This is a genomic window from Labilibaculum manganireducens (assembly GCF_002843385.1).
Classification (GTDB): domain Bacteria; phylum Bacteroidota; class Bacteroidia; order Bacteroidales; family Marinifilaceae; genus Labilibaculum; species Labilibaculum manganireducens.
The window spans coordinates 18,844-34,109 of sequence record NZ_MVDE01000005.1 but is presented as its reverse complement, the minus strand read 5'-3'; the positions used below and the strand labels follow the sequence as shown (position 1 = coordinate 34,109).

Here is a 15,266-nt window from a genome sequence, read left to right as displayed (position 1 = left end):
AAAAAAAGTTCGGTAATGCCGGACTTTTTTTTTAATTCGCTTTCTCCAGATCAATATAGAAATGAGCACCCTTGCCAGTCTCACTTTCACACCAAACTTTTCCTTTCATAGCTTCAATATATTTTTTCACAATGGATAATCCCAGGCCAGTTGATTTCTCTCCTGCAGTTGGTTTTGCACTTAAAATCTGGAATTTTCCAAATAGTTTTTTCTGATCTTCTATTGGAATCCCCGGTCCTTCATCGCTAATAACCGATCTTACCATTTGTCCCTCTTCCCAAATTCGAATATTTATATTTTTATTAGAGGGAGAAAATTTAATCGCATTCGAAATTAAGTTTTCATAAACCTGAGTCATGTAGTTTTGGTCTACCATGGCATAGGCATCATAAACATCAAGCTTTAGCGTTAACTGTTTTCTTTTAAGATGATCTTTAAAGTTGAAATTTACAGCTTCTATTAATTTTTTAAGATTAGTTTTTTCCAATTGTAAATTGATATTTTTCGATTCAATCATACCAATATCAAGTATTTTAGTAATCATACTATTCATGCGTTGAAGGGCTTTTAGCATAAAATTGACATTCTCTAAATTTTCCGGATGATTGCTTTCTTCCATCTGCGATTTTAAATATTCTGTAATAGAAATGGTCGATGTTAAAGGATTTTTTAAGTCATGAGCTATGATTCCAATCAAGTGATTCTTCTCATTATTTAGTTCTGTTAGTTCATTGTTTTTTTGTTCAATTTCCTCTTTTTTGATTTTAACCTCCTTGTTGGCTTTCTGCAATCTTCGGCTTTGAATTTCAATGTTTCGATACGATTGAGCATTCTCAATTGCGATGCTCGCATAGACTGCAATATTTTGTAATAAGGAAAGATGATATTCCTGGAATGCTTTTTTAGCGAAACTTTGAACTGTAATAACACCTGTAATTTTGTTTTTTATTTTTAAAGGCAAATAAATAACTGATTGAGGAGTGCCGGTTTTTTCGATAGGTATAATTTTAGTAATGTATTTTTGGTATTCCTTTTCAAGATCAGATATAAATAATTCTTTGTCATTTTTAAAGCAATAAACAGCCAGACGGGTATCATCTTCAAGAGCAAATTCAATTGAATCAAGATCTTTACCTGCTTCTTTAATTCTAGGGAAAATAAGACAATTATTTTCTTTTTGATAAATGCCAATGCCAAAAATTGAAGCATCCATTAATTCATTTACCGATTCGTAAACAGTGTCGATTATTTTTTCTACGGATAAACTTGAGGTAACAGCTTTTCCTATGTCGTTCAAATGAATCAGATTCATGTAGGATTTTTGAAGCTGTTGTGTTTGTTTCAGAATTTCATCTTTCTGTTTTTGTAAAACTTTATTTTTTGATTCTATTTCTGAATTTTGAAGGCTGATCTCTTTTGTTTTTTCTGTAACCAATTTTTCAAGCTCTCTCTTTTTTTGCTGAATGTTTTGAATTCTGACTCTAACAATCAGATAAAAGGACAATCCAATAATTAGCAGAGCAATACTTCTTGCCCACCAGGTATTCCACCATGGCGGACTTATTGAGAATTTGTATTCGTAGGCTTTGGGAGTCCATACTCCATCACTGTTTGATGCCTTAATTTTAAAAGAGTAATCTCCCGGAGGAATTCGAGAGTAGACGGCTTCATTTTTTGAGCTGATTGGTGACCATTGCTGATCCAAACCTTCCAATTTCCATTGGTATTTTACTTTTTCAGGAGCTTTGTAACTGAGAGCTTCAAAATTAAAACTAAGATGGTTCATATCGTGAGTAAGTTTTAAATCCTGAGGTAGAGAGAACCATGGATTTACACCAGACAGGTATTTACCGTATTTTTCGTCCATCCAATTCACTTGCTTGAAAAACAGTTTAATATCAGTAAGTTGAATGGTAGGAGGAGTTGGGTTGATGTGATCTTTACTCGGATTAAACATCATTGCTCCGTTAATGGTTCCAAACCATAGATTTTTATTTGAATCGATGTAATTGCAGCCTCCGTTATTTTCAATACCAATAAATCCATCAAATTTATTGTAGTTTCTTATTGAAGATATTTCTCCTGATGTAGTGTATTTTATTTTATCGACACCATTTTGGACACCAGCCCAAACAGATCCCTCTTTATCAGTAAGAATTGAGTAAACTATGTTAGAGCTTAGACCTTCGTCAGAAGTAAGGTAGCTCCATTTTGTACCGTCCCAAATATTGATGCCACCACTAAATGTGGCAGCCCAAATTCGTCCCAAAGAATCTTCTGTTACCTGCATCACCCATTTGTAATTCAGGCCATTGGTTTCATCAAAATTGACTATTTTTTCTCCATCATACATCGATAAGCCCTGAAAATGGCAAAACCAGGCCCGTTTTTTGGAATCTACATAAACACTGGTGATGAAATCGACCTTTAATCCATGACTCTGATTCGAAATCTGAGTTCTCTTTTTATTTTTATCGATGTGAATAACACCCATTCCTTGTGTTGTAAACCATAATTCATCATCAACACTTAAAATGTCAATTACTCCGGTACCAATCGGAAGACCATAGCGTTCTGAAACCTCTTTAAATGAAGAATCATTAAACTCAAATATGCCATTGAAGCCTGCCATTAGTAATTTTCCGTTGGGAAGTTCATAAAAATCCCTAATATTTAGCAGACCGGGATTGTCTTGCGGGGTAAAGGTTTTTTTGTAATTTTTTTTGAATTGAACAACTCCTTTGCCGGCAATGCCAAACCAGTAATCTTTTTTAGAATCTTGAAAAATTGCTCTGACAATATTTCCTCCAATATCATTAACAAAGCTGAGTGAAAGAAATTTGTTATCGCCATATTTTACCAGACCATTTCCATTGGTTGTAAGCCAAATATTTCCTGAATTATCTTCAACGATAGTATTGATAAATGGATTAATTAAGCCCCGACTGCCATCTATTATTTTCACATTCTCTCCATCAACCAAAACAACACCGGTTCCGCCAACACTCACCCATAATATTTGATTCGAATCTAGCATCATATTTCCAATGTTTAGGGGAGGTATTTCATCCAGTAATTTAATTTGTACGGGTTTTTCATTTATAATTCTATAAATTTTATTGCCATATCCGGGAATGAAATTTCGAAACCAAATTTGATTGTTCGCATCCTGAAGTACGGGAACTATAAATTGACCATTGAATTCAGGCAGATTGTTATAGTCAGATCTGGAAAGTTTTCCATCTATGTAAGTGTAAAGCCCATTTCTGGTGGTGATGAATAAAGTTTTTTCATTATCCATGAAAATGGATAAAACCTGATTGTTTTTCTTTAATTCCGGGTACTTGTTTCCAAAATCAGAGAAATGCCCATTGTTGTATTGCATTAAAAACCTGTTGTTCTGATCGGCTCCAAGAGCCCATATTCTGCCTTTGTTGTCTTCAAGTATTTGAAAGTAGATTGCGTTTGGAAGACTGTCTTTTTGATCGTAGTTACGGAACGAGACACCATTAAAACTGGAAATGCCAATACTGGTTCCTATCCATAAATTGTCTTTTGTGTCTTGCAGTAATGATCTGATATTGTTGTCGGCAAGACCATGAGTTTTGTTGTAGGAGAAAAATTCTTTGCCATTAAACCGGGATATTCCTCCTCCGTTGGTTCCCATCCATAGGTTTCCTTTTTTATCCTGAATTAAACTGAATACCTCAGATTGAGGCAGACCTTCTTCAAGAGAATAATTCTTAAAGCTATATTGTTGAGCTTGACTAGGATTATTAGGAATCAAAGTCAGAAAAAAGGAAATTAAAATTGTAATTGAGTACCTCATGTATCCTTATTTTCGATATGGTGAAACTTAATTAAGATACAATTTTTTTTTGAGGTAGTAAAGGCTTAAAATCGGGAACAGAGTATGTAAGTTGTTGTTGTTTCTTGAGCAAAAAAAAGCGACTTGCGTCGCTTTTATTCGTTTTTACGTTTTTGATAGTGTTGAGAATCTCCCCATTCTCCGTAGCCAATTACTCCATCGGCCATGTTAATTCTGGCCTCCATACAGTTGGTGCAATCATCTGCCCCTTCATCAATGCAAGGCTTGTTTTGGTATAGCAAATAATTTGCTCTTTCGGAGGTTGGTGTAATATTGGGCATAATAATATTGGCTCCAATTCGCAGTGCTTTTTCTCTTCCCAATGGATCAATAGCCTGCAGGGCTGTAGCAGAGGCGATATTAATATCCTTCATCATGATTCTAAGTACGGCAATCATTTTTAGTGTAAGTCTGAATCGATCATTCAGGCTCATTAATTGATCTTTGTACTGATACATTGGAGTTTGATCGTGTTCAATAAATGGTCCCATGCCAACCATGTCGATATCAAACTTTTGCATAAAAAGCAGATCGTTGGCTAAATCATCGTAAGTCTGAAAAGGAATTCCAATCATCACTCCGGTTCCGGTTTGATAGCCAATTTCCTGAAGATATTTTAGACATTTCAACCTTGTTTCGTGCGAATGTTCTTCGTTGTTAGGATGGATTTTATTGTAGAGCTCTTTATTGCTCGATTCAATACGCAATAAATAACGGTGAGCACCAGCATCAAACCATTTTTGATAAGTTTCTTTAGTTTGTTCTCCTAACGAAATGGTAATTCCGAGTTCATCATTACTTATTTTTTTAATCTCTTTTAATAAGTTCTCAATCCGATCAATAAATTTTTGATCCGATCTTTCACCCGATTGCAATACTAAAGAACCATATTTGTTTTTGTAAGCAAATTTTGCTGCTTTCAGTATTTCTTCATCTGCAATATCGTATCTGTTTACGGCGCTGTTGCTCGCACGAATTCCACAATAAAGGCAATCTTTTTTACAGATATTTGAGAATTCAACCAATCCACGGAAGTGCACATTTCTTCCAACATATTTTAGTTTTGTATCTGATGATTTCACAAATAATGCTTTTTCATCTTCATCTTTCGACTGTAATAATCGAATAATATCGTCTTTGGTGAATTGATCTTGCAGTAAGATCTGCTCAATACTTTTAGTCATTTGGAATTAGTTGCTTTTAATTCGGAAGTAAAATTACAGATAAAATTTTAGCTTTTTGTACCCTATGATATAAAATGGATATTTGCATTGTAAACTCCGAATTTAATTGTTTTGTAATGCATTGATAAAAAAATGCTTATCTCAAATTTGCGAATTGTCAGTTTTTTACGTTAACGTTTGTTTTTGCTTACAGTTTGTTGGGTAAATCGCTCTTTTGGGAATAGAATATTATTATATTTGTCGCAAAATAGCAAAACACTAAACAACAAAAAATGATAAACGAACAGTTACTTAACCCTAAAAGTATTGTAGTTGTTGGAGGTTCCGATGATGTACAAAAACCAGGAGGTAAGGTCTTAAAAAATTTAATTGATGGTAATTTTAAAGGTGATCTTTATGTTTCAAATCCTAAAATGAACGAGGTTCAGGGAGTTGTGTCATACAAAGATCTGAAAGATTTGCCACAGGCTGATTTAGCAATTATAGCTATTGCTGCTAAATTTTGTCCTTCAACCATTAAATTTCTTGCTGAAGAAAAAAATACGAGAGCTTTTATTATTCTTTCTGCCGGATTTAGTGAAGAAAATGAAGAAGGTGAGGAACTAGAAAAAGAGATTGTGGAAATCGTTAATTCTGTGGGCGGATCGTTAATTGGTCCAAACTGTGTTGGCGTATTAAATTCTAATTATAATGGTGTTTTTACAACGCCTATTCCAAGTTTAGATTCCAAAGGATGTGACTTTATTTCAGGTTCGGGAGCAACCGCAGTGTTTATTATGGAATCCGGCGTTCCAAAAGGATTGTCTTTCTCAAGTGTATATTCTGTAGGAAACTCAGCACAAATGGGTGTTGAAGAGATTCTTAAATACATGGATGAGAATTTCAATCCTGAAACAAGCAGTAAGGTTAAATTATTATATATCGAGAACATCGATAAGCCTGCTATGCTTTTAAAGCATGCTTCTTCTTTAATCCGTAAAGGCTGTAAAATTGCAGCAATCAAATCGGGTAGCTCGGAGGCTGGAAGTCGTGCAGCTTCTTCGCATACCGGTGCATTGGCCAGTCCGGATGTTGCGGTTAATGCTTTGTTTAAAAAAGCAGGTATTGTTCGTTGCAAAGGGAGAGATGAGTTGGCAACGGTTGCCTCAATTTTCATGCACCCTGAGTTAAAAGGGAAAAATATTGCTGTAATAACGCACGCAGGAGGACCAGCAGTGATGTTAACAGATTCACTTTCGAACAATGGATTGGATGTTCCTCATATCGATGGGGCAAAAGCAGATGCTTTGCTTGAAAAATTATATGCTGGATCATCGGTGGCTAATCCTATCGATTTCCTGGCAACAGGAACCGCGCAGCAATTAGGAGATATTATTGATGCTTGTGAAAACGACTTTGATAATGTTGATGCAATGGCCGTAATATTTGGCAGTCCTGGGTTATTTCCAGTGTATGATGTTTACGATCTTTTGCACGGGAAAATGAAGCAGTGTAAAAAACCAATCTATCCAATTCTACCTTCGATAGTTAATGTAAAAGATGAAATTGAGCATTTTCTTGCTAAAGGACGAATTAATTTCCCAGATGAGGTGGTATTTGGTGATGCATTGGCTAAGGTTTATAATACGCCAAAACCTCAGGCAGAAGAAATTGAAATGCCGGAAATTGATAAGCTTGCTATTCGTAGGATTATTGATGAAGCTGAAAATGGTTATTTGAGTCCCGAACAGTTGCATAATTTATTGGATGCTGCAGGAATTAACAGAGCCAAAGAAGGTGTTGCCGATACTGAAGATGAAATTGCAGCCATGGCAAAAGAAATTGGTTTCCCTTTAGTGATGAAGGTTGTTGGCCCCGTTCATAAATCGGATGTTGGTGGAGTAACTTTGAATGTAAAAGACGAGAAAACTGTTCGTTCCGAATTCAGAAGAATGATGCAGATTAAAGATACTTATGCCGTTATGCTGGCACAGATGCTAAAGGGTACTGAAGTGTTTATCGGAGCAAAACGTGAAGAAAAATTCGGACACATGGTGTTGTGTGGTTTAGGAGGTATCTTTATCGAAGTTTTAAAGGATGTGAAAGCTTCATTGGCACCAATTGCCAAACAAGAAGCTCATGATATGATTCAAGGATTAAAATCTTACGGAATCATTAAAGGAGTAAGAGGACAGGAACCCGTTAATGAAGATGAATTTGCTGATGCAATTACAAGGGTAGCAGCTTTAATGAAAGTTGCTCCTGAGATTTTCGAAATGGATTTAAACCCTCTTTTAGGAAATAAAGAGGCCGTAGTTGCGGTTGATGCACGTATTCGAATTGAAAAATAATCCCGGATTTATTCGGAATAAAAACTTATAATTTTGTGATGAGAAAGTTGAAAGATCTAAGTTTAAATGAGAAGTTGATGATCAGTTTTGTGATAATCCTGTTATTAGGAATTGCTGTGAAATGGAATGGAGTGAAGGAAGGTTTTTTCAAAGGATGGAGTAAATACTCAGAACAAACAGATAAATAATATGGATAGCATGAGAATTTCTCATGCTATTCGTTTAGAATAAAACGATACATGAAAAGACAGGATATTATTTTTGCCTTTGGCTTCATTCTTTTGTTTTTGCCGTTTTTTATTTCTCAAAGCGTTTTTGATTTCTATATCGACTTTAATAAGGCGCATGGAATGATGACCAGTTTTGTGAAATTTGCAGTTTTGGCAACATTAGGTGAACTTATAGGACTTCGACTAAGAACAGGGAATTATTATCAAGCCGGATTTGGAATATTGCCACGAGCAATAGTTTGGGGATTTTTAGGGTTGACCATTAAATTAGCTTTTGTGATTTTTGCAGCAGGAACGCCAGTTTTTTTATCCTATTTGGGTGTTGAAGGAGCTGTTGATGCAATGAAAGGCGATTTTTCTCTGGTGAAATTATTGGTGGCATTTGCGACTTCTGCTTGTCTTAATTTAATCTATGCACCGGTTATGATGACACTTCATAAAATTACCGATACGCATATTCTTGATAATGGAGGTACATTATCAGGATTTATGAGACCAATTCAGATTTCAAAAATTTTCATCAATCTTAATTGGGATGTTCAGTGGAATTTTGTCTTTAAAAAAACCATTCCTTTTTTCTGGATTCCTGCCCATACAATTACCTTTTTATTACCTCCCGATTTTCAGGTTTTGTTTGCGGCCTTACTGGGGATTGTTTTAGGGGTTTTACTTGCCATTGCAAGTTTGAAAAGTTCCAAATAATTTTAACTTTGTAGGAACGTTAAACACACAAACAAAATTGATATCACTAAACACTGTATCCTATGAGTAAAATTGGATTGTTTTATGGCCCGGAAGGTGGAAATGTAGAAAGAGTAGCTAAACTGCTTGCTGAAAAAATAGGTTCTGATAGAATTGTTGTTCATAAGGTTAAGGATTGTGAGGCTAAAGATGTAACTCAGTATTCTAATATTATTATGGGGATTTCGACTCTAGGTAAACACACTTGGTCTTCGGATAATTCAGGAAATGATTGGGATATTTTCTTTCCTAAATTGAATGATCTGAATTTAAAAGGAAAAAAAGTGGCTCTTTTTGGTTTAGGTGATCACATTGCCTATGCAGATTTTTTCGTCGATTCAATGGGCGATTTGGCTGACAGTATCAAATTAACTGGAGCTGAAATTATAGGACAGGTAAGCGATGAGGGATATGAATTTGGTGATTCAAGAGCTTTTAGAGAGGGCAAATTTGTTGGTTTACCTTTGGATGAAGATTTTGAAGATGATTTAACCGAAGAAAGAGTAGAGAATTGGGTGAAATTAATTCTTCCTGAATTTGAATAATTAGAGGAATTTAAATACTTAGGCTGACGGTTTACCGATCAGCCTTTTTTTTGTATTAGCCGTGACGATTCGACATTTCGACAACGATTACTTTGTGTGTATTGTAATTATATTAGGACTATAAGTTTTAAATTGTAATGAATTTTCGTAAAATTGCAATGGTCAAAAATTACACCAATTTTTAATAAAATACTTAAACCAAAAATGATGAAAACCCCAATAAACTCTCAAATTGTTGATCAAAAACTTGCTTTGTGTGAGATTCATAAAATGGAGGATGCCACAATTCGTGATGTGGTTCGTGTTGTTAATATGATTGAAGAAGAAAGTGGCGAGAAGTTCATTCGTATGGAGATGGGAGTTCCGGGACTTAAGCCGGCAAAAGTTGGAATCGAAGCAGAAAAACAAGCTTTGGAAGATGGCGTTGCTTCTGCTTACCCTATGTTGGAAGGAGTAAGAGTATTAAAAGAGGAAGCATCAAAATTTGTGAAGAATTTCATGAATGTTGACATTGCACCTGAAGGTATTATTCCGACAGTAGGTTCAATGCAGGGGGGCTATGCTGCATTTATGGCCATAGGTAATTGTGATGCTAAAAAAGACACTATATTATTTATTGATCCAGGATTTCCGGTTCAAAAAACTCAGCTGGAGGTAATGAATCAGAAATATGAATCTTTCGATGTATTTAATTATCGGGGAGATAAGTTGAAAGCAAAACTGGAAGAGTTTTTGGTAAAAGGAAATATCGCGGGTATTATCTATTCAAACCCAAACAATCCTGCATGGATTTGTTTTAATGAGGATGAGTTGAAAATAATAGGAGAGTTGGCAAACAAATATGACACAATTGTTATGGAAGATTTGGCCTACTTCGCTATGGATTTCCGAACCGACCTTAGTCAGCCTGGTGTTGCTCCTTATCAGCCAAGTGTTGCTAACTATACCGACAATTATGTGTTGATGATTTCCAGTTCAAAAGCATTTAGTTATGCCGGTCAGCGTATTGGATTGCTGTGCATTTCAAATAAATTATTTCACACGCGTTTCGAAAATTTAAAACCACGCTTTGGAGCTGATGAATTTGGTTATACTCTTATTTATAGAATTATCTATACTTTATCATCAGGAACTTCTCATTCTGCACAATATGCCTTACGAGCAATGCTAAAAGCGACTAACGAGGGCAAATTCAATTTTATTGAAGAGGTTAAGGAGTATGGAGAGAGAGCCAAAATCATGAAAAAGTTATTTTTAGAAAATGGCTTTGAGTTGGTGTATGAGGGAGATATTGATTTGCCTTTGGCTGATGGATTTTATTTTACCGTTACTTATCCGGGTTTAACCGGGCCCGATTTAAATAAGAAACTATTGTATTATGGCATTTCAGCAATTTGTTTGAATGAAACCGGTAGTTTAAAAGAAGGACTTAGGGCTTGTGTTTCGCAAGTTTCCCGAAAACAGTTTAAGGTATTGGAGTCTCGTTTAAAAGAGTTTTATAAGCATCATCAGGTATTGGCTTAACAAATTGGTGCTAATGATGATGATAAAGAGAATATATTTGTTTGACAGATAGTAATTTGTGCGAAGTACAGATTAAAACTTCAAAATAACAGCACTTAAAGTTTCATGGATTTGTATTCATGAAACTTTTTTTTTGATGTATATTTATATGTAAGAGAATTGATCTTGATAACAATAACGTTACTTATGTCAGGTTTCAATTTGTAAGCTACAATTGGATAATACAAATGAATTGTTACTTTAAGTTGTGATATTTATTTAGACTGATTGTAAATTTCTCAAAATTCTAATGAATCGAAAGCAGAATGGTGAAAAGTGCTTTTGATTTGTTACCTTTATCAGGTAAAATAAAATATAATTCTTAATTCTAAATACGCTATGGCAAAATTCAAAGGCGCTATTGTTGTTGATACCGAAAAATGTAAGGGTTGTGGCTTATGTGTTGTAGCCTGCCCTACAAAGGTTATTGAACTTGCGCGCGACGTGAATGGCAAAGGTTATCATTATGCACATATGGCCAATGCTGATGCATGCATTGGTTGTTCAAGTTGTGGTTTAGTTTGTCCGGACACTGTAATTACCGTTTACAGAGTAAAAGCAAGCTAGACTAAGCTACCTTATTCTAAATCTGAAAAATTTATAAAAATATTTGTAATGGGAGACGTTCGTTTAATGAAAGGAAATGAGGTTATTGCTGAAGCAGCCATTCGCTGTGGATGTGATGGGTATTTTGGTTACCCGATTACTCCTCAATCCGAGATAATGGAAACCCTAATGATCCGCAGACCTCAGGAAGAAACTGGGATGGTGGTTCTACAAGCTGAAAGTGAAGTTGCAGCCATCAATATGGTTTATGGTGGAGCTTCATGCGGAAAAAAAGTAATGACTTCTTCATCAAGTCCTGGTATTAGTTTAAAAGCAGAAGGGATTACCTATTTAGCAGGTGCCGAATTGCCTGCTTTGATTGTTAATATCGTTCGGGGCGGACCAGGTTTAGGAACTATTCAGCCGGCTCAGTCAGATTATTTTCAGGCTGTTAAAGGTGGAGGTCATGGTGATTATAAATTAATTGTATTAGCTCCCGCATCTGTGCAGGAAATGAACGATTTTGTAGATCTTTCATTTAAATTGGCCTTTAAATATTTAAATCCGGCAATGATTTTATCTGATGGTGTTATTGGTCAGATGATGGAAAAAGTTGAATTGTCAGATTTCAAACCACGATGGACTGCTGAGGAAATAAAAGAAATTTCAGGATCATGGGCTACTGTTGGTAAACCTGCCGATCGCGAACGGAATATCTCTACTTCTCTTGACTTGGATTCTGCTAAACAGGAAATATTCAATCATAAATTGCAGGCGAAATATCGCGCAATGGAAGAGAATGAAGTGAGATTCGAAAAGATTGCATGTGATGATGCAGAATATCTTTTTGTTGCTTATGGATCTAGTGCCCGTATCTGCCAAAAAGCAGTAGAGCAAGCTCGCGAAAAAGGAATTAAGGTTGGATTGTTACGTCCGATTACCCTCTTCCCATACCCTACCAAAGCGATTCAGGAAATGTTGAAGGATGTGAAAGGAATTTTATCCGTTGAGATGAGCGCAGGCCAAATGGTTGAGGATGTTCGTCTTGCCGTTAACGGTAAAGTGCCTGTTGAGCATTTTGGACGTTATGGTGGAATCATTCCTACACCAGAGGAAGTAGTTGAAGCATTGGAACAAAAAATTTTAGGAAAATAAGTTATGACAGCAACGACTGAAATCAACAAAATAATTAGCAAAGAGAATCTGGTTTATAATAAAACCAGTGTTCTTTTGGATAATGAAATGCACTACTGTCCTGGATGTACTCACGGAGTAATTCATAAAGTAATTGCAGAGGTTATTGACGAGATGGGGATTCAGGATAAAACAATTGGTGTTTCGCCTGTTGGATGTTCTGTTTTAGCCTACAACTATATTGATATCGATTGGCAGCAAGCCGCTCATGGCCGTGCTCCTGCATTGGCAACAGCAACTTCCCGTTTGATGCCGGAAAAATATGTTTTTACTTACCAAGGTGACGGTGATTTAGCATCCATTGGTTGTGCTGAGATTATTCACGCTTGTAACCGAGGTGAAAATATTGTCGTATTTTTCGTGAATAATGCGATTTATGGTATGACTGGTGGTCAAATGGCTCCAACTACATTGGAAGGTCAGGTTACTGCCACTACTCCTTACGGACGTGATTGTAAAGTTACAGGATTTCCAATGAAAATTACTGAAATGATTGCCATGTTGCCAGGTACACGCTTTGTGACCCGACAATCAGCAGAAACTCCTGGAGCAGTAAGAAAATTAAAGAAAGCAGCTCAGAAAGCTTTTGAAAATACGCGGGAAAACAAGGGATTATCTTTTATCGAAATTGTTGGTACCTGTAGTTCCGGATGGAAACTTTCACCAGTTAAATCTAACGAGTGGATGAAAGAAAATATGTTTCCTTACTATCCGTTGGGTACATTAAAAGATGAGTAAAAATCCTTTTTAATCAATTAAACTGTAAAAAAATGACAGAAGAAATAATAATTGCAGGATTTGGTGGTCAAGGTGTACTTTCAATGGGTAAAATTCTTGCTTATTCCGGAATCATGCAAAATCAGGAAGTGTCTTGGATGCCTTCTTACGGACCGGAAATGCGTGGAGGAACTGCAAATGTAACTGTAATCTTAAGCGACGATAGAATTAGTTCACCAGTTTTGAAAAAGTTTGATACTGCAATCATTCTTAACCAGCAATCTATGGATAAGTTTGTGAATGAGGTGAAACCGGGTGGTACTTTATTATATGATCCAAATGGTATTACGCACCATCCGGAAAGAAAGGATATTAATATCTATAGAATTCCCGGAGCTGCTCTTGCTGCTGAATTAGGAAATCCTCAAACTTTTAATATGATTATTATGGGAGGCTTTCTAAAAGTGAAGCCAATCGTATTATTGGAAAATGTGAAAAAAGGTTTGGAGAAGTCTTTGCCGGAGCGTCATCATAAATTAATACCTTTAAATATTGAAGCAATTCAAAAAGGTAGTGATTCGGTTGAGACTGTTCACACCCTTTAAAAAATAACACAACAATACTAACATAAGGGATAGTAAAAGGAGAATTCCATACGGGATTCTCCTTTTTTATTTCATAATTGTAAATGGGGGAGTTAATTTTCTTGTTTATAGTTGCTTAGATGCCTACGGCTGATCATTTATATCTTGTTGCTGAAGCCCTTCTTCAAGATATAAAAAGCTTTGTTTTGGTTGAAATACCGGTTGATGAAGAAGGTGTTTGGAGTCATTGTTTTCTTTTTATAAAATGTGATGAAACGAGCCATGAGAAGACTTTTCTCACATACGGGGATGACTAAGTTGCGAGTTCTCCCGAAACAAGTTCGGGACAGGCTATTTGGCAATAAAAAACAAATTTAGATACATGAAAATAACTGAAACTTTAATTTGAAATATCTTTGTAATTTTAAATTAATGTTTACCTTTGCACTCCGATTCGGGAGTGTAGTGGTTAGGCATGATGATCGTATCGGAATTTCCTTATGAATAGTATATGGTTTTAGGGTTAAAACTTCGTATTGGAAATCATTTTGGGTTAGATAAAAGGCTGGTGGGGACCAGCCTTTTTTCTTTTATAATTTTTCGTAAAAATGCATCTCCTTCATGTAATTGTATGCCTTCTCGGGCATAAAATAAGGAACTTCTTTTTTCTCTTTTACAGCTTTACGGATGAAGCTTGAAGAGATTTCTATTAAGGGGGCATCTACAGTGTGAATGTTGCCTTTTAAAGTAACGTCTTCACTCTTGAAATTGGGACGAGGATAAATAAATAAATCATGATTTTTTAGAATCAACTCATGATTTTTCCATTTTGTGAAGTTTTTCAAATTATCAGAACCAATAATCAGGCAAAATTGATGAGACGGATTCTTTTCTTTTAAATAAGTAAGAGTGTCGATGGTAAAAGAAGGCTGAGGCATCCCGAATTCAATATTTGAGGCTCTTAAATTGGGGTATCGTTCAATGGCTCTATTTACCAATTCAAGACGATGGTAATCGGCTAAAAGACTGTTTTTGCTTTTAAAGGGATTGTGAGGACTAACCACAAACCAAATCTGTTCCATATCGGTGTATTCTGCCATGTAATTAGCAATAGCAAGATGTCCAATATGTATTGGATTAAATGATCCGAAAAACAATCCTATCTTCATCCTTTTTTGTGTAATACGCTTATTTACTAAGAAAATCGTGCAAAGCTGTTTCAGCTTCAGCGAAAGCATCTTCCAGTTTATCGTTAACAATTATTTTATCAAACTGATCGGAGAAAGCTAATTCAAATTTAAACTTTTCAACTCGTTTGGCAATTACTTCATCCGAATCAGTATTTCTGTTTCGCAATCTATTCTCCAATTCGGTGATTGACGGAGGCTGAATAAAAATAGCCAATGCTTCCTGTTTGTAAAATTTCTTGATATTTGTTCCGCCCACAACATCAACATCAAATATTACGTTTTTACCTTTTTTTCTAATCTTGTCAACCTCACTTTTAAGAGTTCCGTAAAAGCAACCTTCATAAACTTCTTCCCATTCAAGAAATTCATCGTTTTCGATTCTTGTTTTGAATTCTTCAACAGATAAAAAGTGATAGTCTTTACCGTCTATTTCATTGGCTCTTTTGGCTCTGCTGGTGGCCGATATAGAGAATTCCAACTTGAAATTCTGTTTTAACAGATGTTGAACTATTGTTGTTTTTCCAGATCCACTTGGAGCGGAAAATATAAATAATTTACCAGACATTTGATATTG

13 protein-coding genes are annotated in these 15,266 nt (G+C 35.5%); 9 read left to right on the top strand and 4 right to left on the bottom strand.

Going from position 1 to position 15,266, the window contains the following annotated elements; all coding sequences use genetic code 11:
• Positions 1-31 precede the first annotated feature (31 nt).
• Together BZG01_RS04955 and hydE are read right to left on the bottom strand one after the other, a co-directional pair.
• Positions 32-3,829 (bottom strand): sensor histidine kinase, encoded by a 3,798-nt coding sequence (locus BZG01_RS04955; RefSeq protein ID WP_101308737.1) that lies wholly within the window; start codon positions 3,827-3,829, stop codon positions 32-34.
• 134 nt (positions 3,830-3,963) lie between these two features.
• Positions 3,964-5,052, bottom strand: coding sequence for a [FeFe] hydrogenase H-cluster radical SAM maturase HydE (gene hydE / locus BZG01_RS04950; protein ID WP_101308736.1), 1,089 nt, complete (start codon positions 5,050-5,052; stop codon positions 3,964-3,966).
• A gap of 272 nt (positions 5,053-5,324) precedes the next feature.
• Between hydE and BZG01_RS04945 the strand changes: the two genes are divergently transcribed.
• From BZG01_RS04945 to BZG01_RS04910, 9 genes are all read left to right on the top strand, one after another.
• On the top strand, positions 5,325-7,382 hold the full coding sequence (locus tag BZG01_RS04945) for an acetate--CoA ligase family protein (protein ID WP_101308735.1): 2,058 nt from the start codon (positions 5,325-5,327) through the stop codon (positions 7,380-7,382).
• 38 nt (positions 7,383-7,420) lie between these two features.
• Positions 7,421-7,570, top strand: coding sequence for a hypothetical protein (locus BZG01_RS21530; RefSeq protein ID WP_154675792.1), 150 nt, complete (start codon positions 7,421-7,423; stop codon positions 7,568-7,570).
• Between the two features lie 51 nt (positions 7,571-7,621).
• Positions 7,622-8,314: a hypothetical protein gene (locus BZG01_RS04940; RefSeq protein ID WP_101308734.1), complete on the top strand. Its 693-nt coding sequence runs from the start codon at positions 7,622-7,624 to the stop codon at positions 8,312-8,314.
• 62 nt (positions 8,315-8,376) lie between these two features.
• Positions 8,377-8,898 (top strand): flavodoxin, encoded by a 522-nt coding sequence (locus BZG01_RS04935; RefSeq protein WP_101308733.1) that lies wholly within the window; start codon positions 8,377-8,379, stop codon positions 8,896-8,898.
• A 207-nt stretch (positions 8,899-9,105) separates the two neighbouring features.
• Positions 9,106-10,422, top strand: coding sequence for an aminotransferase class I/II-fold pyridoxal phosphate-dependent enzyme (locus BZG01_RS04930; RefSeq protein ID WP_218973008.1), 1,317 nt, complete (start codon positions 9,106-9,108; stop codon positions 10,420-10,422).
• A gap of 378 nt (positions 10,423-10,800) precedes the next feature.
• Positions 10,801-11,028, top strand: coding sequence for a 4Fe-4S dicluster domain-containing protein (locus tag BZG01_RS04925; RefSeq protein WP_101308731.1), 228 nt, complete (start codon positions 10,801-10,803; stop codon positions 11,026-11,028).
• A gap of 48 nt (positions 11,029-11,076) precedes the next feature.
• On the top strand, positions 11,077-12,162 hold the full coding sequence (locus BZG01_RS04920; protein WP_101308730.1) for a 3-methyl-2-oxobutanoate dehydrogenase subunit VorB: 1,086 nt from the start codon (positions 11,077-11,079) through the stop codon (positions 12,160-12,162).
• A gap of 3 nt (positions 12,163-12,165) precedes the next feature.
• Positions 12,166-12,939: a thiamine pyrophosphate-dependent enzyme gene (locus tag BZG01_RS04915; RefSeq protein WP_101308729.1), complete on the top strand. Its 774-nt coding sequence runs from the start codon at positions 12,166-12,168 to the stop codon at positions 12,937-12,939.
• 32 nt (positions 12,940-12,971) lie between these two features.
• Positions 12,972-13,523, top strand: a complete 552-nt coding sequence (locus BZG01_RS04910; RefSeq protein ID WP_101308728.1) for a 2-oxoacid:ferredoxin oxidoreductase subunit gamma family protein — start codon at positions 12,972-12,974, stop codon at positions 13,521-13,523.
• A gap of 569 nt (positions 13,524-14,092) precedes the next feature.
• On the opposite strand, the gene nadD is transcribed toward BZG01_RS04910, so the two are convergent.
• Both nadD and gmk read right to left on the bottom strand, forming a co-directional pair.
• Positions 14,093-14,671 (bottom strand): nicotinate (nicotinamide) nucleotide adenylyltransferase, encoded by a 579-nt coding sequence (nadD, locus tag BZG01_RS04905; RefSeq protein ID WP_101308727.1) that lies wholly within the window; start codon positions 14,669-14,671, stop codon positions 14,093-14,095.
• Between the two features lie 19 nt (positions 14,672-14,690).
• Positions 14,691-15,257 (bottom strand): guanylate kinase, encoded by a 567-nt coding sequence (gene gmk / locus BZG01_RS04900; protein WP_101308726.1) that lies wholly within the window; start codon positions 15,255-15,257, stop codon positions 14,691-14,693.
• Positions 15,258-15,266 lie beyond the last annotated feature (9 nt).

Excerpts from the sequence above, each read along its gene's own strand:
- BZG01_RS04955 (WP_101308737.1), bottom strand. The coding sequence starts at position 3,829 with ATGAGGTACTCAATTACAATTTTAATTTCCTTTTTTCTGACTTTGATT.
- hydE (WP_101308736.1), bottom strand. The coding sequence starts at position 5,052 with ATGACTAAAAGTATTGAGCAGATCTTACTGCAAGATCAATTCACCAAA.
- BZG01_RS04945 (WP_101308735.1), top strand. The coding sequence starts at position 5,325 with ATGATAAACGAACAGTTACTTAACCCTAAAAGTATTGTAGTTGTTGGA.
- BZG01_RS21530 (WP_154675792.1), top strand. The coding sequence starts at position 7,421 with ATGAGAAAGTTGAAAGATCTAAGTTTAAATGAGAAGTTGATGATCAGT.
- BZG01_RS04940 (WP_101308734.1), top strand. The coding sequence starts at position 7,622 with ATGAAAAGACAGGATATTATTTTTGCCTTTGGCTTCATTCTTTTGTTT.
- BZG01_RS04935 (WP_101308733.1), top strand. The coding sequence starts at position 8,377 with ATGAGTAAAATTGGATTGTTTTATGGCCCGGAAGGTGGAAATGTAGAA.
- BZG01_RS04930 (WP_218973008.1), top strand. The coding sequence starts at position 9,106 with ATGAAAACCCCAATAAACTCTCAAATTGTTGATCAAAAACTTGCTTTG.
- BZG01_RS04925 (WP_101308731.1), top strand. The coding sequence starts at position 10,801 with ATGGCAAAATTCAAAGGCGCTATTGTTGTTGATACCGAAAAATGTAAG.
- BZG01_RS04920 (WP_101308730.1), top strand. The coding sequence starts at position 11,077 with ATGGGAGACGTTCGTTTAATGAAAGGAAATGAGGTTATTGCTGAAGCA.
- BZG01_RS04915 (WP_101308729.1), top strand. The coding sequence starts at position 12,166 with ATGACAGCAACGACTGAAATCAACAAAATAATTAGCAAAGAGAATCTG.
- BZG01_RS04910 (WP_101308728.1), top strand. The coding sequence starts at position 12,972 with ATGACAGAAGAAATAATAATTGCAGGATTTGGTGGTCAAGGTGTACTT.
- nadD (WP_101308727.1), bottom strand. The coding sequence starts at position 14,671 with ATGAAGATAGGATTGTTTTTCGGATCATTTAATCCAATACATATTGGA.
- gmk (WP_101308726.1), bottom strand. The coding sequence starts at position 15,257 with ATGTCTGGTAAATTATTTATATTTTCCGCTCCAAGTGGATCTGGAAAA.